Source organism: Noviherbaspirillum suwonense (genome assembly GCF_900182955.1).
GTDB classification, from domain to species: domain Bacteria; phylum Pseudomonadota; class Gammaproteobacteria; order Burkholderiales; family Burkholderiaceae_D; genus Noviherbaspirillum_A; species Noviherbaspirillum_A suwonense.
This window is the reverse complement of sequence record NZ_FXUL01000001.1, coordinates 244033-263338: the sequence shown is the minus strand read 5'-3', so window position 1 is coordinate 263338 and position 19306 is coordinate 244033. Positions and strand designations below refer to the sequence as shown.

The 19306-nt window shown below is 66.4% G+C and carries 13 protein-coding genes; 11 read left to right on the top strand and 2 right to left on the bottom strand.

The annotated features are described in order from the left end of the window. The first annotated feature begins 4 nt into the window (after positions 1-4). Entirely contained in the window at positions 5-1825 is a 1821-nt protein-coding gene (locus QOL82_RS01195; RefSeq protein WP_283440391.1) for a glycoside hydrolase family 2 protein, read from the top strand. A 1061-nt stretch (positions 1826-2886) separates the two neighbouring features. Here the strand turns inward: QOL82_RS01195 and QOL82_RS01190 are convergent. Then, positions 2887-5160 (bottom strand): penicillin-binding protein 1A, encoded by a 2274-nt coding sequence (locus tag QOL82_RS01190; RefSeq protein ID WP_283440796.1) that lies wholly within the window; start codon positions 5158-5160, stop codon positions 2887-2889. Between the two features lie 266 nt (positions 5161-5426). Here QOL82_RS01190 and QOL82_RS01185 point away from each other — a divergent pair, with 266 nt between their 5' ends. The 9 genes from QOL82_RS01185 to QOL82_RS01145 all read left to right on the top strand — a co-directional run bounded on the left by QOL82_RS01185 (position 5427) and on the right by QOL82_RS01145 (position 15407). Beyond that, the gene (locus QOL82_RS01185) at positions 5427-6107 is read left to right on the top strand and encodes a type 1 glutamine amidotransferase domain-containing protein (protein ID WP_283440390.1); all 681 of its coding nucleotides are present in this window, start codon (positions 5427-5429) and stop codon (positions 6105-6107) included. Between the two features lie 29 nt (positions 6108-6136). Next, positions 6137-7189 (top strand): NAD(P)-dependent alcohol dehydrogenase, encoded by a 1053-nt coding sequence (locus QOL82_RS01180; RefSeq protein WP_283440389.1) that lies wholly within the window; start codon positions 6137-6139, stop codon positions 7187-7189. Between the two features lie 282 nt (positions 7190-7471). Continuing rightward, positions 7472-10150 carry a leucine--tRNA ligase gene (gene leuS / locus QOL82_RS01175; RefSeq protein WP_283440388.1) on the top strand — a complete coding sequence of 893 codons (2679 nt, stop codon included), beginning with the start codon at positions 7472-7474 and terminating at the stop codon, positions 10148-10150. A 24-nt stretch (positions 10151-10174) separates the two neighbouring features. After that, positions 10175-10684 carry an LPS-assembly lipoprotein LptE gene (locus QOL82_RS01170; protein WP_283440387.1) on the top strand — a complete coding sequence of 170 codons (510 nt, stop codon included), beginning with the start codon at positions 10175-10177 and terminating at the stop codon, positions 10682-10684. A gap of 6 nt (positions 10685-10690) precedes the next feature. Beyond that, a complete protein-coding gene (gene holA / locus QOL82_RS01165) occupies positions 10691-11725 on the top strand; it encodes a DNA polymerase III subunit delta (RefSeq protein WP_283440386.1) in 1035 nt (344 codons plus the stop codon). Between the two features lie 57 nt (positions 11726-11782). Then, positions 11783-13048 carry a glutamate-5-semialdehyde dehydrogenase gene (locus tag QOL82_RS01160; RefSeq protein WP_283440385.1) on the top strand — a complete coding sequence of 422 codons (1266 nt, stop codon included), beginning with the start codon at positions 11783-11785 and terminating at the stop codon, positions 13046-13048. Positions 13049-13074: 26 nt separating this feature from the next. Next, a complete protein-coding gene (locus tag QOL82_RS01155; protein WP_283440384.1) occupies positions 13075-13503 on the top strand; it encodes a CopD family protein in 429 nt (142 codons plus the stop codon). A 14-nt stretch (positions 13504-13517) separates the two neighbouring features. After that, on the top strand, positions 13518-14123 hold the full coding sequence (locus tag QOL82_RS01150; RefSeq protein ID WP_283440383.1) for a 2-hydroxychromene-2-carboxylate isomerase: 606 nt from the start codon (positions 13518-13520) through the stop codon (positions 14121-14123). 78 nt (positions 14124-14201) lie between these two features. Beyond that, positions 14202-15407, top strand: a complete 1206-nt coding sequence (locus QOL82_RS01145) for a THUMP domain-containing class I SAM-dependent RNA methyltransferase (RefSeq protein ID WP_283440382.1) — start codon at positions 14202-14204, stop codon at positions 15405-15407. Positions 15408-15589: 182 nt separating this feature from the next. Here the strand turns inward: QOL82_RS01145 and QOL82_RS01140 are convergent, their stop codons facing one another. Further along, positions 15590-18292 (bottom strand): bifunctional acetate--CoA ligase family protein/GNAT family N-acetyltransferase, encoded by a 2703-nt coding sequence (locus QOL82_RS01140; RefSeq protein ID WP_283440381.1) that lies wholly within the window; start codon positions 18290-18292, stop codon positions 15590-15592. A 145-nt stretch (positions 18293-18437) separates the two neighbouring features. Between QOL82_RS01140 and QOL82_RS01135 the strand changes: the two genes are divergently transcribed. Continuing rightward, complete coding sequence (locus tag QOL82_RS01135) at positions 18438-19277, top strand: universal stress protein (protein ID WP_283440380.1); 840 nt, start codon at positions 18438-18440, stop codon at positions 19275-19277. Positions 19278-19306 lie beyond the last annotated feature (29 nt).

Below are 19306 nucleotides of genomic sequence, written 5' to 3'. Positions count from 1 at the left end.
AGACATGGCCGACGCCTATCCGCGCCCGCAACTCGTACGCCCTGACTGGACCTCGCTTAACGGGCCGTGGAAATTCACGTTCGACAACGAGCAGCGCTTCGACATGACGACGCGCCCGGTCGAATGGACGCACCAGATCAACGTGCCCTTCCCACCCGAAGCGCCGCAGAGCGGCATCAACGACCGCGGCTTCCACCTGGCCTGCTGGTACCAGCGCGAATTCGATTGCCAGCCCGCCGGCGACCGCGTGATGCTGCACTTCGGCGCGGTGGACTACCGCGCGACGGTCTGGGTCAACGGCCACCGCGTGGCCATCCACGAAGGCGGCCACTCGCCGTTTTCCGCCGACATCACCAGCGCGCTCGACGCTTCGGGAAAGCAGACCGTGACGGTCTATGCGGAAGACGATCCGCACGACCTGGCCAAGCCGCGCGGCAAGCAGGACTGGCAGCTCGAGGCGCATTCGATCTGGTACCCGCGCACCACCGGCATCTGGCAGTCGGTCTGGATGGAACGGGTGCCGCGCACCTACATCCAGAAGCTGCAGTGGACGCCCTACTTCGAGAATTTCGAGATCGGCTGCTCGGTGTTCGTCGAAGGCGATCCCGAGGACAACCTGTCGGTGGAAGTCGAGATCACGCACGGCGAAAAAGTGCTGGCGTCCGACCTGTACAAGGTCATCGGCAATGAGGCGCATCGCAAGATCGGCCTGTCCGACCCCGGCATCGACGACTCGCGCAACGAGCTGCTGTGGTGCCCGGAGCGGCCGACGCTGCTCGACGCCAGGATCACGCTGCGGCGCGGCGACGTCGTGCTGGACGAGATCACGTCCTACACCGCGATGCGCTCGGTCGCCATCTCGCGCGACCGCTTCATGCTCAATGGCCGGCCGTACCACCTGCGGCTGGTGCTGGACCAGGGCTACTGGGAAGACAGCCTGATGACCGCGCCATCCGACGACGCCCTCCGGCGCGACGTCGAGCTGGCCAAGGAAATGGGCTTCAACGGCGTGCGCAAGCACCAGAAGATCGAGGACCCGCGCTACCTGTACTGGGCCGACCGGCTGGGCCTGATGGTATGGGAGGAAATGCCGTCGGCCTACCGCTTCACCAGCAAGGCCATCACCCGCATGGTGCGCGAATGGACCGAGGTAATCGACCGCGACTACAGCCATCCGTGCATCGTGGTCTGGGTCCCGTTCAACGAGTCATGGGGCGTGCCCAACCTGATGTCGACCCAGTCGCACCGCAACGCGGTCGAAGCGCTGTACCACCTGACCCGCACGCTCGACAGCACCCGCCCCGTCATCGGCAACGACGGCTGGGAAGCCGCTGCGACCGACATCATCGGCATCCACGACTACGACCCCAGCCCGGAAAAGATCCGCGCCCGCTATTCCGACAAGACCCAGGAACTGTTCGACCGCAGGCGTCCCGGCGGACGCATCCTGACGCTGGACGGCTACCCGCACCGCGGCCAGCCCATCATGCTGACCGAATTCGGGGGGATCGCGTGCGTTCGTCCGCAGCAGGAGGCCGGCACGACCTGGGGCTATTCCACGGCGAGCGAGTCGAGCGAATTCGCCGAGAAGTACCGCAAGCTGCTGGGGGTGGTGAACACTACCGTGATGTTCAGCGGTTTCTGCTATACCCAGTTTACGGATACCTTCCAGGAAGCCAACGGGTTGCTTTATGCGGACCGGACGCCCAAGTTTCCGATTGAGCAGATCGCTGCGGCGACCAAGGCGACACGTTATGGGTATGACGGGAATCCGGCTGAGGTAGAAGTCGGCGCCGACCAGGCGAAGGATGCGGGCAAGTCCTGATGCAGGGATAGATGGCGTTTCCGCGCGCAGCGACCGTTGTTGTCGACGTTCCGCGTAGCGACAGTTGCCGTTGCAGTTGACCTTCCGCGTAGCGACAGTTGCAGCTGCCGTTGCCGTTGCCGTTGCCGTTGCCGTTGCCGTTGCCGTTGCCGTTGCCGTTGCCGTTGCCGTTGCAGTGGGTCCCCGTTGATGACGCCACGTCGCTGGTGCCGAAATCGGATAAAGAAGCGTCCGCTGTCTGAGCGAAGCGAGTTTCGGACGCTTCCCGATTTCGGTGCCAGCGGCGTGGGCACCCCGCGCAGCGGGGCGGCATCTCCGGGGTCGCCTTTTCTTGGTTACTTCTTTTGGCGAAGCAAAAGAAGTGACCCGGCCGCCGGGACGGACTCCCGGCTAGGTCGTCCGGCAGGACACACGTATCGCTTCACCCGCCAGCCGGCGTACCGTCGCGAAGCCGCTTCTGCAGTTTGCGACGGCTGCACGTTACGAGAACGCGCCACAGCGCAAGACGCCGATGCTGCGTCTGCTGGCGGGTGAAACATTGAGGCTTCACTGCCGTGGGGAGTAGCCGGGTGTTCGGCCCGGCAGCCGACCCGCTTTTTTGCTTCGCCAAAAAAGTGGGGCAAAAAAGGCGACCCCTACGATGGCGGTCCGCTGCGCGGACTGCACGCGCCGCCAGCACCTGAAACGGGAAGCGTCCGAAACTCGCTTCGCTCAGACAGCGGACGCTTCTTTATCCGTTTCAGGCGCTGGCGACGCGTCGCCATCTAACGGGGATTCACTGCAACGGCAACGGCAAAAGCCATTTCAACGGCAACGGCAACGGCAACGGCAACGGTCGCTGCGCGGTCAACGTCAACCGCAACTGTCGCTACGCGGAACGTCAACAGCAACCGCCACGGCTACGGCCACTTCAAAGACAACAGCAACTGTCGCTGCGCGTAACGTCAACAGCAACAACATACAGCGGGCTGAACTGACGCTTTGCCAAGGCCCCTCGCAACGGTAAGCGCCTACCCCACCCCTAACTTATCCTTAAACACAGGCCACAAGTCGCCGGCCCGCTACTGGACCGCCTCCCGCGCCTGCTCGATAATCCGCTCCAGTTCATCCTGCCGCGGCTCCGCCGGCGCGACCTCCTCCGGCCCCGGATCCGCCGGATCCACCGGCACCGCCAACGGATGCTTATCCCTCCCCAACCACCCATCCATCCGCTCCAGCATCGGCGACACCACCGACCCGCCGCCGAAGCGCGCCCCCACATCCACCAGCCGCCCATTCTGCGCCTGCCGGAAAAAATCCCCCACCACGTACAGCGCGTTATGCGCCCCCTGCCCCCAATAACTGCTGCGCATCGTCACGCGGGCATCGTTGAAGCCGACCCAGGCGCCCGACACCAGGCCGGGATGCATCAGCATGAACCAGCCGTCGGTATTGTTTTGGGTGGTGCCGGTCTTGCCGGCGACATCGGCCTGTATGCCGAACTGCGACCGGATCGCAGCGCCGGTGCCCTGGGTTACTGCCGCGCGCAGGATGTCGACCAGGTCCTGCGCCACCACCGCCGGCAGCGCGCGCCGCTGCGTGCCTTCGAATTCGGCCAGCACCCGGCCGTTGCGGTCGGCGATGCGGGTGACCACGACCGGCTGCCGGTAGTCGCCGCCGTTGGCGATGGCGCTGTAGGCGGTGGCCATTTCCAGCATGGTCACCGGGCTTGTGCCCAGGGCCAGCGCCGGCACCGGGTCCAGCTTGCTCTGGTTGACGCCCATGCTGACGGCAAGGTCGACCACGCGCTTCGGACCGACTTCCTGCATCACCTGCGCAGTGATGGTGTTCTTCGAATACATCAGTCCCTGGCGCAGCGTCATGGACTGGTTGCTCGGCGGGCTGAGGTCGCTCGGCCGCCATACGGCGCCGCCGCCGAGCGGAATTTCCACTGCCTTGTCGATGAAGGTATTGTCCGGCAACATGCCCTGGACCAGCGCCGCCCCGTAGACGAAGGGCTTGAACGTCGAGCCGGGCTGGCGCTGGGCGCGGGCGACATGGTCGTACTGGTCGGTCTGGAAATCGCGGCTGCCGACCCAGGCGCGCACTTCGCCATTGGCCGGGTCCATGGCGATGAAGCCCGCCTGCAGCCGTGTCTTGTCGTCGCGCAGCTTGTTCATGAAAGCGCTGTCGGCGCGCAATTGCGCCAGCGCCGCCGCGGGCGCGGCGCCGCCGTCGACGGCCGCGCGATAGGCGCCGGACTCGCGGACGAACGCGTCGACCGTGTCGTCGCGGCTCTTCCAGAAATAGCTGAAGGGCTGGATGCGGCGGCGCATGCCGGCATAGGTCGACATCGACGACGACAGCAGCCTTGAGGACGCCATGCCCCATTCGACATCGGCGACAGCCTGCAGGCCGGCCAGTTGCCGCGCCACCGCCTGGTTGGCCGCGGCCTGCAGTCGCGAGTCCAGCGTGGTGGTGACCACCAGGCCGTCGAGGTAGATGTTGTAGTCGTTATTGTCGGCCCATTCGATCAGCCATTTCCGCACGAACTCGGCGAAGTGCGGCGCCGGGCCGGTGTCCTCGTCCTGGCGCTCGAAGTCCAGCCGTATCGGCCGCTTCTTCAGGCCGGCCAGCGCGCTGTCGGTCAGCAGCCCCGCCTTGTTCATCTGCGACAGCACGACGTTGCGGCGCTTCTGCGCGCGCTCGGGATTGCTCACCGGGTTGTAGTAGCTGGTGCCCTTCAGCATGCCGATCAGCGTGGCGCTTTCCAGCACGCTGAGTTTCGCGGCCGGCTTGTCGAAATAGGTGCGGGCCGCCATCTCGATGCCGAACGCGTTGTAGAGGAAGGGCACCGTGTTCAGGTAGGTTTCGAGGATTTCGTCCTTGGTATAGGCGCGCTCTATCTTCAGCGCGGTGATGACTTCCTTGATCTTGCGGGTCAGCGACCGGCTGCGGCCTATCTCGTCCGGATAGAGGTTGCGCGCAAGCTGCTGCGTCAGCGTCGAGCCGCCCTGCGTGTCGCCGGTCAGGGTGTGGGCGATGCTGGCCAGCGTGCGCCTGAAGTCGATGCCGCCATGCTCGTAGAAGCGCCGGTCCTCGGTGGAAATCAGCGCGTTGATGACGTTGGGGGAGATCTGCTGCAGCTTCACCCATTCCCGGTTGCTGCGCCGGAAGGTGGCGATGCGCTTGCCGTCGATGGACATCAGCACGCTGGGCTGGTCGGACTTGGCTTTGCGCAGGTCGGCCGTGCTGGGCGTGAACGGGATCAGCACGATGCTGTAGGCCGCCAGCAGCACGAAGCCGATCGCCGCGCTGGCGGCCAGCGCCTTCCCGGCCGACCTGGCCCGCGCCATGCGGCTGGCGCCGGGGGCGATCACGCCGGTGTAATAGCCGGCGATGCGACGTCCAAGCCGCCGCACCGCATCCGCCCTGCTTGCCGGTGATTGTTGCTGTTCCAAAGCTGCTCTCCTGACTGGTTTCGAGCGCCTGCCGGCAGGAAAGCGCGAAAGCGGCGATGATACCCGACTCGCCCGCCCGGTCCGCAGCATGCGGGAACCACCGCGGACGATGAGCTATCCAAGCAGCCTACCCGCTGCAAACCTACCCACACGGAGATTCCATGAAGATATTAATGGTGCTGACCTCGCACGACCGGCTTGGCGATACCGGCAAGAAAACCGGCTTCTGGCTGGAGGAGTTCGCCGCGCCCTATTATGTATTCAAGGATGCCGGCGCCGACATCACGCTTGCTTCGCCCAAGGGCGGCCAGCCGCCGCTGGACCCGAAGAGCGACGAGCCCGATGCCCAGACCGACGCTACCCGCCGCTTCAAGGGCGACGCCGATTCGCAGCGTGCGCTGGCGTCCACCGTGCCGCTGTCGGGCATACGGGCGGAAGACTATGACGCGGTGTTCTACCCGGGCGGCCATGGCCCGCTGTGGGACCTGGCGGAAGACGCCGACTCGATCCGCACGATCGAAACCATGTTCAAGGCCGGCAAGCAGGTCGCGCTGGTCTGCCATGCGCCTGGCGCGTTGCGCAACGTTAAGGGCGCCGACGGCAAGCCGCTGGTGAACGGCCGCAAGGTCACCGGCTTCACCAACACCGAGGAGGAAGCGGTGCAGCTGACCAAGGTCGTTCCCTTCCTGGTCGAGGACGCGATGAAAAGCAACGGCGGCAACTTCAGCCGCGGCCCGGACTGGCAGTCCTATGTCGTCAGCGACGACAACCTGATCACCGGCCAGAACCCGGCCTCGTCCGAGGAAGCCGCACGGATGCTTCTGGCGCGGCTCAATTCCTGAAACCCGACACAACGATCAAAGGCTGCAACATGCTGCAATCCAGAGGCTATGGCGCTACCCGCGCCGACGACCCGCTTCACCCGCTGGACTTCCAGCGGCGCGACCCCGGACCGCACGATGTCCAGATCGACATCCTCTACTGCGGGGTCTGCCATTCCGACCTGCACACGGTGCGCAATGAATGGGGCAACACGGTTTACCCGGTGGTGCCCGGCCATGAAATCATCGGCCGCGTCGCCGCGGTCGGCGACCATGTCACCCGCCACAAGCAGGGCGACATCGTCGGCGTCGGCTGCATGGTGGACTCGTGCCAGCGCTGCGACGCCTGCGGCATCGGGCTCGAGCAGTATTGCGAGAACGGCTTCGTCGGCACCTATAACGGCGAGGAAATGCATACCGGCGGCATGACCTACGGCGGTTATGCGGACAATATCGTGGTGCATGAGAAATTCGTGCTCAGGGTGCCGCCGTCGCTCGACCCGGCAGCCGCCGCGCCGCTGCTGTGCGCGGGCATCACCACCTATTCGCCGCTGCGGCACTGGAAGGTCGGGCCGGGCCAGAAGGTCGGCGTGGTCGGGCTGGGCGGACTGGGCCACATGGGCATCAAGATCGCGCATGCGATGGGCGCGCACGTGGTGCTGTTTACCACGTCGCCCGGCAAGCGCGAGGACGCGCTGCGCCTGGGCGCCGACGAAGTGGTGGTGTCGAAGAATGCCGAAGAAATGGCGGCCCATGAAAACAGCTTCGACTTCATCCTCAACACCGTCGCCGCGCCCCACAGCCTCGACGCCTTCCTGGTGCTGCTGCGGCGCGAGGGCACGATGACGCTGGTCGGCGCGCCGGCGACGCCACACCCGTCGCCGCAGGTGTTCAACCTGATCATGAAGCGCCGGCACCTGGCCGGCTCATTGATCGGCGGCATCGCGGAGACCCAGGAGATGCTGGACTTCTGCGCCGAGCACGGCATCGTCTCGGACATCGAGATGCTATCGATAGGCAACATCAACGAAGCCTATGAGCGCATGCTGAAAAGCGACGTGAAATACCGCTTCGTGATCGACATGGCGTCGCTGGGCAAGTAAGGCTGGCCCGCGGACCCGGCAGCCTTGCCGGGTCCGTACGCCGCCGCGACGGCCAGGCGTCTCCGTCCCTGGCAGGCGGCGCCCCGTGCGCCGGTCCTGCCGCCGGCCAGTCCCTGCGCCGGCCGGGCGGGCGCAGCATTCCCCTCCCCGATTGCCCGCCCTATACGTCCGCGCCCGGGCAAAACCGCTTTCGTCTCCCCTCGCCCGGCCCCGCTGTTTGCCGGGCAGCCAGTATAATGCCCGGTTCACATCCAACCAGCCATTCACCGAGCCGCAGCCGCCATGCAAGAAAAATACAATCACGCCGAGGTCGAAAATATTGCCCGCGACCACTGGCAAGCCATTGATGCCTACCGCGCCGTAGAACATGCGAAAGACCATAACGGCCAGGAAAAGCCCAAGTTCTACGCCTGTTCGATGCTGCCCTACCCATCGGGCAAGCTGCACATGGGCCATGTGCGCAACTACACCATCAATGACGTGATGTACCGCTACCTGCGGATGAACGGCTACAACGTGCTGATGCCGATGGGCTGGGATGCGTTCGGCATGCCGGCGGAAAACGCGGCGATGGCCAACAATGTGCCGCCGGCGCAATGGACTTACGCCAACATCGCGCACATGAAGCAACAGATGTCGGCCATGGGCCTGGCCATCGACTGGTCGCGCGAGATGACCGCCTGCAGTCCCGATTATTACAAATGGAACCAGTGGATGTTCCTGAAGATGCTGGAAAAAGGCATCGTCTACAAGAAGACCGGCACCGTGAACTGGGACCCGGTCGACCAGACCGTGCTGGCAAACGAGCAGGTGATCGACGGCCGCGGCTGGCGCTCCGGCGCGGTGATCGAGAAGCGCGAAATCCCGATGTACTACGCCCGCATCACCGACTATGCCGAGGAACTGCTGGAGCGGGTCGAGAACGGCCTGCCGGGCTGGCCCGAGCGCGTGCGCATCATGCAGTCGAACTGGATAGGCAAGTCCACCGGCGTGCGCTTCGCGTTCCCGTACGACCTGACCGAGGCCGGCAGCAGCACGCATCCGCTGCCGGCCGACGACGGCGGCTTCCCGCTGCAGGGCAAGCTGTGGGTGTTCACCACCCGCGCCGACACCATCAAGGGCGTCACGTTCTGTGCGATCGCGCCGGAACACCCGATGGCCACCTTCGCCGCCCGCAACAACCGGGAGCTGGCCGACTTCATCGCCGAATGCCGGCAGGGCAGCGTGATTGAAGCCGACATGGCGACGATGGAAAAGAAAGGCATGCCCACCGGGCTCTTCGTCACCCACCCGCTGACCGGCAAGCTGATCGAGGTCTGGGTCGGCAACTATGTGCTGATCACCTATGGCGACGGCGCGGTGATGGGCGTGCCGGCGCATGACGAGCGGGACTTTGCGTTCGCCAAGAAATACGTGCTGCCGATCGAGCAGGTCGTCGGCGTCGAAGGCAAGACCTTCTCCACCGAGACCTGGCACGACTGGTACGCCGACAAGGAAAACGGCCGCTGCATCAACTCCGGCAAGTACGACGGCATGAATTACCAGCAGGCGGTCGACGCGATCGCCGCCGACCTCGCCGAGCGCGGCCTGGGCGAGAAAAAAGTGACCTACCGGCTGCGCGACTGGGGCATCTCGCGCCAGCGCTACTGGGGCACGCCGATTCCCATCATCCACTGCGGCAGCTGCGGCGACGTGCCGGTTCCGGAAAAGGACCTGCCTGTCATCCTGCCGGAAGACTGCGTGCCGGACGGCAGCGGCAATCCGCTCAACAAGCATGAAGGCTTCCTCCATGTCGATTGCCCGCAATGCGGCAAGCCGGCGCGGCGCGAGACCGACACCATGGACACCTTCGTCGATTCGTCCTGGTACTTCATGCGCTACTGCTCGCCCGGCAGCAACGACGCGATGGTGGATGCACGCAACGACTACTGGATGCCGATGGACCAGTACATCGGCGGCATCGAGCATGCGGTGCTGCACCTGCTGTATGCGCGCTTCTGGACCAAGGTGATGCGCGACTTCGGACTGGTGAAATTCGACGAGCCCTTCACCAAGCTGCTGACCCAGGGCATGGTGCTCAACGAGACCTATTACCGCGAGGACGAGGCCGGCAAGAAGACCTGGTACAACCCGGCCGACGTGACGCTGACCACGGACGACCGCGGCCGCCCGGTCTCGGCCGTGCTCGCCAGCGACGGCGTCGCGGTGCAGATCGGCGGCACCGAGAAGATGTCGAAGTCGAAGAACAACGGCATCGACCCGCAGGCCCAGATCGACCAGTACGGCGCCGACACCGCGCGCCTGTTCACCATGTTCGCGTCGCCGCCGGAACAGACGCTCGAATGGTCGGGCACCGGGGTCGAGGGCGCGAACCGCTTCCTGCGGCGGGTCTGGGCGTTCGCCCATGCACAGGCGCCGCGCATCACGGCCGGCGCAGCCCTCGACGCGTCCGCGCTGACCGATGCGCACAAGACGCTGCGGCGCGAAGTCCACAAGGTGCTGCAGCAGGCCGACCACGACTATCGTCGCACCCAGTACAACACGGTGGTGTCGGCGGCGATGAAGCTGCTCAACACGCTGGAAGCCGCGCGTCTCGACGACGCGCCGGCCAGCAGCGCGGTGCTGGCCGAAGGACTGTCCATCTTCCTGCGCGTCCTGTACCCGGTGGCGCCGCACATCACCCACGTGCTGTGGCAGCAGCTGGGCTATGCGGCGGCGCTGGGCGACATCCTCGACGCGCCCTGGCCGCAGGTGGACGCGGCGGCGCTGGAGCAGGCCGAGATCGAGCTGATGATCCAGGTCAACGGCAAGCTGCGCGGCAGCATCCGCGTGCCCAAGGACGCCGACAAGGCTGCCATCGAGGCGGCGGCGCTGGCCAGCGAAGGCGTGCAGAAGTTCATCACCGGCACGCCCAAGAAGGTCATCGTGGTGCCGGGCAAGCTGGTCAACATCGTCGCCTGATCCGGGAAAGCCATGGAAAACCGCATGAAGCATTATGTCCGCCTACTTTCCGTCGCGCTGGCCGCGATGCTGGCGCTGTCGGCCTGCGGCTTCAAGCTGCGCGGCACCGGCCCGCAGCCGATCCTGCCGTTCAAGACGCTGTTCGTGAGCGTGGCCGAGACCTCGCCGCTGGGCGTGCAGCTGCGCCGCAATCTCGACGTGATGAGCAATATCGAAATCGTCAGCGACCGCAAGCTGGCCGACGCCGCCCTCGAAGTCCTGAACGAAGGCAGGGACAAGCAGGTGTTGTCGCTGAACAGCCAGGGCCGGGTACGCGAATACACGTTGCTGTACCGGGTCAACTTCCGGGTGGTGGACAAGGAAGGCCGGCAGCTGCTGGCGCCGACCGACCTGGTGATCCGCCGGATCCAGAGCTTCAACGAAAACCAGGTGCTGGCCAAGGAAGCGGAAGAAGCGACGCTGTTCCGCGAGATGCAGAGCGACCTGGTGCAGCAGGTGCTGCGCCGCGTCTCCGCCATCAAGCCGGTCCAGTAGGCGGGCATGCAGCTGCGCATCGACGCGCTGGACGCGCACCTGGCGAAGACGCTGGCGCCGCTGTACGTGATCGCCAGCGACGAGCACCTGCTGGCGCTGGAGGCGGCCGACAAGATCCGCCGGGCGGCGCGGGCGAAGGGCTACGACGAGCGCGAGGTGCTGAGCGTGGAGCGCAGCTTCAAGTGGGGCGCGCTGCTGGCCGCCAGCCAGTCGCAGTCGCTGTTCGGCGAGCGCAAGCTGATCGAGCTGCGCATACCGGGCGGCAAGCCGGGCAAGGACGGCGGCCAGGCCTTGCAGGCCTATGCGTCCAGCCTCAACCCGGACAATGTCACGCTGATCACCCTGCCCAAGCTGGACTGGGCGTCGCAGAAAGCCGCCTGGGTCGGGGCGCTGCAGCAGGCCGGCGTCTACATCGACATACCGATGGTCGAGCGCAGCCAGTTGCCGAACTGGATAGGCGTGCGCCTCGCCGCGCAGCAGCAGAGCGCCGACCGGGCGGGCATTGACTTCATCGTCGAACGGGTCGAAGGCAACCTGCTGGCGGCGCACCAGGAACTGCAGAAGCTGGCGCTGCTGCATCCGCCGGGCAAGCTCAGCTTCGAGGCGATCCACGATGCAGTGCTGAACGTGGCGCGCTATGATGTGTTCAAGCTCAACGAGGCGATGCTGGCCGGCGATGCGGCGCGCCTGGTGCGCATGCTCGAGGGCCTGAAAGGCGAAGGCGAGGCGCTGCCGCTGGTGCTGTGGGCGGTGGCGGAGGAAATCCGCACGCTGCTGAAGCTGCAGACCGGGCTGTCGCAGGGCCAGTCGCTGCCGGCGCTGCTGAAGCAGCACCGGGTCTGGGGCCCGCGCGAGAAGCTGGCCGAGGCGGCATTGCGGCGGCTGCCGATGGCGCTGCTGCGGCAGGCGCTGCAGGAAGCGGCCAGCATAGACCGGATGGTCAAGGGCCTGCGTTCGAGGAAGCATGCCGGCGACCCGTGGGACGCGCTGCTGCAGCTGGGTTTGACGCTGGCCCGGGGTCGCGCCCGCACGGCTGCATGACTGCGTGACCGCTTGCTGCCTGGCTGCGTGACCCCGGCATAATTATCAGAGGACATTATGGATATCCAGCATTACATGAATGACGTCGGCCAGCGTGCCCGCGCCGCTTCGCGCGCGATGGCCCGTGCCGACACTGCGGTGAAGAACCAGGCGCTGTCGCTGATCGCCGCCGCCATCCGGCGCGACGCCGCGCTGCTGAAGGACGCCAACCGGCGCGACCTCGAAGCGGCCCGCGCCGCCGGCCTGGCGCCGGCCATGCTGGACCGGCTGACGCTGTCGGACCAGGCGATCGCCACCATGGCCGAAGGCCTGGAGCAGATCGTCGCGCTGCCCGACCCGATCGGCGAAATCTCCAACATGAAGTTCCGCCCGACCGGCATACAGGTCGGCCAGATGCGGGTGCCGCTGGGCGTCATCGGCATCATCTACGAGGCGCGGCCCAATGTGACGGTGGACGCCGCGGGCCTGTGCATCAAGAGCGGCAATGCGACCATCCTGCGCGGCGGCTCGGAAGCGATCCACTGCAACCAGGCGCTGGCGAAGCTGGTGAAGGAAGGCATGGCCGGCGCCGGCCTGCCGGCCGACGGCGTGCAGATCGTCGAAACCACCGACCGCGCGGCCGTCGGCGCGCTGATCACGATGCCGCAGCATGTCGACGTGATCGTGCCGCGCGGCGGCAAGGGACTGATCGAGCGGCTGATGCGCGAGTCGACGGTGCCGATGATCAAGCACCTGGACGGCATCTGCCATGTGTACATCGACGACCAGGCCGACATCGAAAAGGCGCTGCCGGTGGCTTTCAATGCGAAATGCCACCGCTATGGCACCTGCAACACGATGGAGACGCTGCTGGTGGCCCGCGAGGTTGCGCCCGAGGTGCTGCTGCGCCTGGCCGAGCTGTACAAGACCAAGGAGGTCGAACTGCGGGCCGACGAGACCGCGCATGCGCTGCTGGCCGGCTACCCTTTCCTATCGCATGCGACCGAGGAAGACTGGCACACCGAATACCTGGGGCCTATCCTTGCAGTCAAGGTGGTCGACAATCTCGACCAGGCGATCGACCACATCAACACCTATTCATCGAAGCATACCGACGCCATCGTCACCGAGAACTACAGCCGCGCGCTGCGCTTCCTGCGCGAGGTCGACTCGGCGTCGGTGATGGTCAATGCGTCGACCCGCTTCGCCGACGGCTTCGAGTACGGGCTGGGCGCGGAGATCGGCATTTCCAACGACAAGCTGCATGCGCGCGGCCCGGTCGGGCTGGAAGGCCTGACCTCGCTGAAATATGTGGTGTTCGGCCACGGCGAAATCCGCCAATAACAAGTACAAATTCAACAAGGAATCGCATGCTCTGGGTCAAGTCGCTGCATATCGTCTTCGTCACTTCCTGGTTCGCCGGGCTGTTCTACCTGCCGCGCATCTTCGTCAACCTGGCGATGGTCGACCGCGCGGACACGGTCACCACCGAGCGCCTGCTGCTGATGGCCGGCAAGCTGTACCGCTTTTCCGGCATGCTGATGGTTGCCGCGCTGGTATTCGGCCTGTGGCTCTGGCTCGGTTATGGCATCGGCCGCGGCCCCGGCAATGGCTGGCTGCATGCGAAGCTGGCGCTGGTGGTGCTGCTGATCGGCTATCACCATGCGTGCGGCTCGCTGCTGCGCAAGTTCCGCAACGGCGCCAATGCCCGCAGCCACGCCTGGTATCGCTGGTTCAATGAAGTCCCCGTGATCGGCCTGCTGGCCATCGTGATCCTGGTCGTGGTCAAACCCTTCTGAATACGGAGCGCCTGATGACAAAATCCTGCACCTACTACCTGGCGCCGCAATCGCCTTACGTCTACCTCGGCCACCAGCGCTTCACCGCGATGACGCAGCAGCACGGGGTCGATATCGACATCAGGCCCTGCGATATCGGCCGGGTTTTCGGCACCTCCGGCGGCCTGCCTCTGCCCAAGCGCGCGCCGCAGCGCCAGGCGTACCGGCTGCTGGAACTGGAACGATGGAGCCGTTTCCTGGGCCTGCCGCTGAACCTGCATCCGGCCTTCTTCCCGGTCGACGGCGACCCGGCGGCGCGCCTGATCATCGCCGCCAAGCTGGCGGAGGGCAATGATGCCGCGATGCGGCTGACCGGCGCCGTCGGGCGCGCGGTCTGGGTCGAGGAACGCAACATCGCCGATGCCGGCACGCTGTCGGCCATCGCCGCGGAGACCGGCCTGGACGGCGCCGCGCTGGTCGACAGCGCCGACAGCGCGGCGGTGCGGGCCGAATATGACCGTTACACCGACGACGCGATCGCCGCCAACGTGTTCGGCGCGCCCTGGTATATCGTCGACGGCGTCGGCTACTGGGGCCAGGACAGGCTGGATTTCGTCGAACGGGCGCTGCAGCAGGCGTGACGCTGCCGCGGCGCCAGTACCAATCGAAGCAACTGTAACAACCGCAACAAGTGCATCACTACGGATAAAAGGTACCCCATGAATCACTCCTACTTCTGCCCATGCCCGCGCGGCATGGAAGCGGCGCTCGCCGACGAACTCAACGAGATCGCCGCCGACTATTCCCCCACGCTCAAGGTGCACAACCAGGTGCCCGGCGGCGTCCACTGCTCGGGCAGCATGGCGGACGCGATGCGGGTCAACCTGCATTCGCGGCTGGCGTCGCGGGTGCTGATGCGCATCGCGCATGCCGGCTACCTGAACGAGAACGATGTTTACGACCTGGCATTGGCCCAGACCTGGGAAGACTGGTTCCAGGTCGACCACACGATACGGATCGACGTCACCGCGATCAAGTCGCCGCTGAAAAGCCTGGAGTTCACCACGCTGAAGATCAAGGACGCGATCTGCGACCGCTTCCGCGACCTTTGCGGCAAGCGTCCTTCGGTGGACACCCGGACGCCCGACATGCGGGTCTTCGCCTTCATCGACGCCCGCAATGTCACGCTCTACCTGGACACCTCGGGCGAGGCGCTGTTCAAGCGCGGCTGGCGGCTCGACACCGGCGATGCGCCGCTGCGCGAGAACCTGGCGGCCGGCCTGCTGCGCGTGTCCGGCTGGAAGCCTGGCGACGTGCTGTTCGACCCGATGTGCGGCTCCGGCACCATCCTGGCCGAAGCCGCGCAGATGCTGGCCGGCATACCGCCCGGCGCGCGCCGCCGCTTCGCATTCGAGAAATTCAACGCCTTCAGCGGCGACGAATGGCGCGAAGTGAAGGGCAGCGTCAGGCCGCGCGCGCTTCCGGCGACGCCCACCATCTTCGGCAGCGACATCTCCGGCGACATGGTGGCGATGACGCGCGCCAACCTGCAGCGGGCCGGCATCCTGTTCGAGGTGCCGCTGAAGCAGATCGAGGCGCAGGAAATCAAGCCGCCGACCGAGACGCCGGGCTTCCTGGTCACCAACCCGCCCTATGGCGAGCGGATCGCGCTGCGCGGCGACAGCGCGGTGCCGGAGGACGACATGGCGATAGCGTTCTTCAGCGCCTTCGGCACCACGCTCAAGCAGCGCTTCGCCGGCTGGAAGGTCTTCCTGTTCACCGCCGACCTAGGCCTGCCCAGGCTGCTGCGGCTGAAGGAAGCCCGCAAGACGCCGTTCTTTAACGGCGCCATCGAATGCCGGCTGTTCCGCTTCGACATGGTTGCCGGCTTCAACCGGCGCGAGGAAGCCAAGCCCAAGAACTGAGGGCCCGGCATTGCGCCCGGCCTGCAACACGCCTCGGGCGAATGGTGCCGCGCGGTCAAGAGCATACGAAGCAGAAAATCCGTAGGGTGTAATGCGCTTCGCTCATTACACCCTACGAGCGACTGCAACCCGCATCGGTTGCAGGCTGCTGCGCTGTCAATGGCGTACAGCGCAGCGCGCCCCTACGGCGCATGCTCCTGCTGCGGCTGCTGCAGCGGCAGCCGCAGCACCGCGGTGCCTTCCCCCACCGCCGGATGCACCTCGAAGCCCAGGTGCCGGACCATTTCCAGCAGCGGCCGGTTGTTGATCAGCGCCTCGCCGACGATCTCCCTGGTGCCGCGGCTGCGGCAATAGTCGATGATCTTCTTCATCAGCATCACGCCCAGCCCGTGGCCCTTCATGTCGGACCGCACGATGATGGCGAACTCGGCCTTGATGTTGTCCGGGTCGGCGATGGCGCGCACCACGCCCAGCGTCTCGAATGCGCCGTCCGGTTTCCTGCGGCTGGCGATGAAGGCCATCTCGCGGTCGTAGTCGATCTGCGTGAGCCGCGCGACCTGCGACGGCTGCAGCTCGCGCATCCGTGAAAAGATGCGGAAGCGCACGTCCTCCGGGTCGAGCGCGTTGAAAAAGCGCAGGTGTTCCTCGCCGTCCTCGGGCCGTATGGGCCGAAGCAGCAGCTGTTCGCCCTCCCAGTCCACGGTTTCCTCCAGTTCCTTCGGATAGGGCCGGATCGCCAGCCGGTTGCGGCTCTCGCCCACCGTGCGCGGCGCCAGCTTCACCCGCGCGTCGAGCGCCAGCACGCCGTTGCCGTCGGCCAGCAGCGGGTTGATGTCGAGTTCGACGATCTCGGCGATGTCGGTCACCAGGTGGGACAGCTGGACCAGCGTGCGGCCGATCGCATCGACATCGGCCGGGCCTTCGTTGCGGTAGCCGCGCAGCAGCCGGTACACCCTGGTGCGCGCCATCATCGCCTTGGCCAGCGGCATGTTCAGCGGCGGCAGCTCCATCGCATGGTCGGCGGTCACCTCGACGGCGACGCCGCCCTTGCCGAATAGCAGCACCGGCCCGAATACCGGGTCGGTTGCGACGCCGACGATCAGCTCGTGCGCCTGCGGCCGCCTGGCCATCGCCTGCACGGTGAAACCGGTCAGCACCGCGTCAGGCAGCAGCGCGCGCAGCCTGCGGTGCATCGCGGTGGCCGCCGCCAGCACCGCCGGCGCATCCTCCAAATCCAGCACCACGCCGCCGACATCGGACTTGTGGCTGATCTGCGGCGACAGGATCTTCAGCGCCACCGGGAAGCCGATCGCGGCGGCGGCGGCGGCGGCATCCTCGGCGCTGATCGCGGTGTGGGTCGCCACCACCGGTATGCCGTACGCGGCCAGCAGGCGGTGCGACTCCGGCTCGGTCAGCATGCTGCGGCCGTCCGCCAGCGCCGCATTGACCAGCGCCTGGGCGGCGGCGCGGTCGGGACCGAAGTCCTCGGGCGTCGACGCCGGCACCTGCATCAGCAGGTTCTGGTTGCGCCGGTACTGCACGATCTGCATGAAGCCGCGCACCGCTTCCTCCGGCGTGTCGTAGGTCGGTATGCCCTGGCTGGAAAATACCTGGCGGGCCGCGGCCAGGCTGTCGCCGCCCAGCCAGCAGCCCAGCACGTTGCGCCCGGCCCCGGCCAGCAGCGGCGCGACGGCCTGCGCGATCTCGGCGCTGGGCACGATGGCGGTCGGCGCGTGGATGAACAGCAGGCCGTCCACCTCGGGCGCGGCCAGCAGGATTTCCGCGGCCTGCCGATAGCGCCCGGCCGGCGCGTCGCCGATGATGTCGACCGGGTTGCCATGCGACCAGTTCGCCGGCAGCACCTTGTCCAGCGCCTGCATGGTGGCGTCCGACAGCGACGCCAGCCGGCCGCCGGAGGCGATCAGCGCGTCGGTCGCCATCACCCCCGGCCCGCCGCCATTGGTCAGGATGCACAGCCGCTCGCCCACCAGCGGCCGCGAGCGGGCCAGCGTTTCGACCGCGCCGAACAGGTCTTCGGTCGAATACACCCGCAGCATGCCGGCGCGGCGTATTGCCGCGTCATACACATCGTCGGACCCGGCCAGCGCGCCGGTATGCGAGGCCGCCGCGCGCGCGCCTTCGGCCGCCCGGCCCGCCTTGATCACCAGCACCGGCTTGCTGCGGGCGGCGGCGCGGGCCGCCGACATGAATTTGCGGGCGTCGCGTATGTCTTCGATGTACAGCATGATCGCCCGGGTCGCGCCGTCGCTGGCGAGATAGTCGAGCAGGTCGCCGAAGTCGACGTCGGCGCTGTCGCCCAGCGACACGAAGCGCGAGAAGCCGATGCCGCGGCTGTTGGCCCAGTCCAGCACGCCGGTCACCAGCGCGCCGGACTGCGAGACGAAGGCCAGCTTGCCCGGCAATGCGCCGGCATGGGCGAAGCTGGCGTTGAGGCCGATGCCCGGCACGAGCAGCCCGACGCAGTTGGGTCCGAGTATGCGCAGCAGCGTAGGACGGGCGGCGTCCAGCATGCGCTGCCTGAGGCTGACCCCGTGGCTGTCGCGCAGCGCGCTCAGGCCCGCGGTCAGCACGATGGCGGCCCTGGTGCCGCGCGCGCCCAGTTCCGCGATCAAACCCGGCACCGTGTGCGGCGGCGTGCAGATGACGGCCAGGTCGGGCGTCTTCGGCAGCGCGCCGACGTCGGCATACACCGGCCTGCCGGCCAGTTCGCGGTGCTTGGGATTGACCGCGTAGATCTCTCCCTTGTAGCCGCCGGCCAGCATGTTGGCCAGCACCGTGGCCCCGACGCTGTGCGGCCGCTCCGACGCGCCGATGATGGCGACCGATGCGGGGTCGAACAGGAACTGCAGGTTGCGCGTACTCATGGGCCTCCCGGCGTGGACTGATGGCTCGATGGATTTTTGACATGTGTCAAATTCCGCAGAAACATGAAGCGTCGCGGCGCGCCGGCACTGGACTGCGCCGGCCAGTACTCCTACGCTTGAGACACTCTAGCGAAAGGATACTGCCATGTCGTATAAAACCATACTGGTGCATGTCGATCACTCGAAGCATACGCCGCAACGCATCCGCATCGCCGCTGAAATAGCGCTGCGGGAAAATGCGCACCTGACCGGCCTGGCCATGACCGGCGTGTCGCGCTACCTGCTCGACAGCATGCGGGTTCCGGATGACGGCGCGGTGCTGAAGACGCATATCGGCTACCTGAGGAAGCAGGCGGAAAAGGCCCTGGAGCAATACGAGGAAATCGTGCGGCAGATGGGCGTGCCGTCCTGGGAAAGGCGGATCGTGGACGACGAGCCGGCCGGCGGCGTCAGCCTCGAAGCACGGTACGCCGACCTGGTGGTGCTGGGCCAGACCGACACCAGCGAAGTCCTGCCGGCGATGATGGGCGATTTCCCTGAATACGTGGTCATGTATTCGGGCCGCCCGGTGCTGATCGTGCCCTATGCCGGCAACTTCACGCAGGTCGGCCGCAAGGTGATGGTGGCATGGGACGGCAGCCAGGAAGCCAGCCGCGCGCTCGACGGCGCGATGCCCTTCCTGAAGCAGGCCGACGAGGTCCGGGTCGTGGTGTTCAATGCCGGCGAGCAGGTCAACATGCACGGCGAGCAGCCCGGCGCGGACATCGCGCTTTACCTGACGCGGCACGGCGTGAAGGTGCAGGTGATGCAGGAAACCACCGAACAGGACAGCGGCAACGCGCTGCTGTCGCTGGCGGCGGACACGTTCGCCGACCTGCTGGTGATGGGCTGCTATGCGCATTCGCGCTTCCGCGAACTGCTTCTGGGCGGCGCGTCGCGCACGGTGCTGGAGTCGATGACGCTGCCCGTGCTGATGGCGCACTAGGCAGCGCAGGCGGCGGGCCATGCGGACCG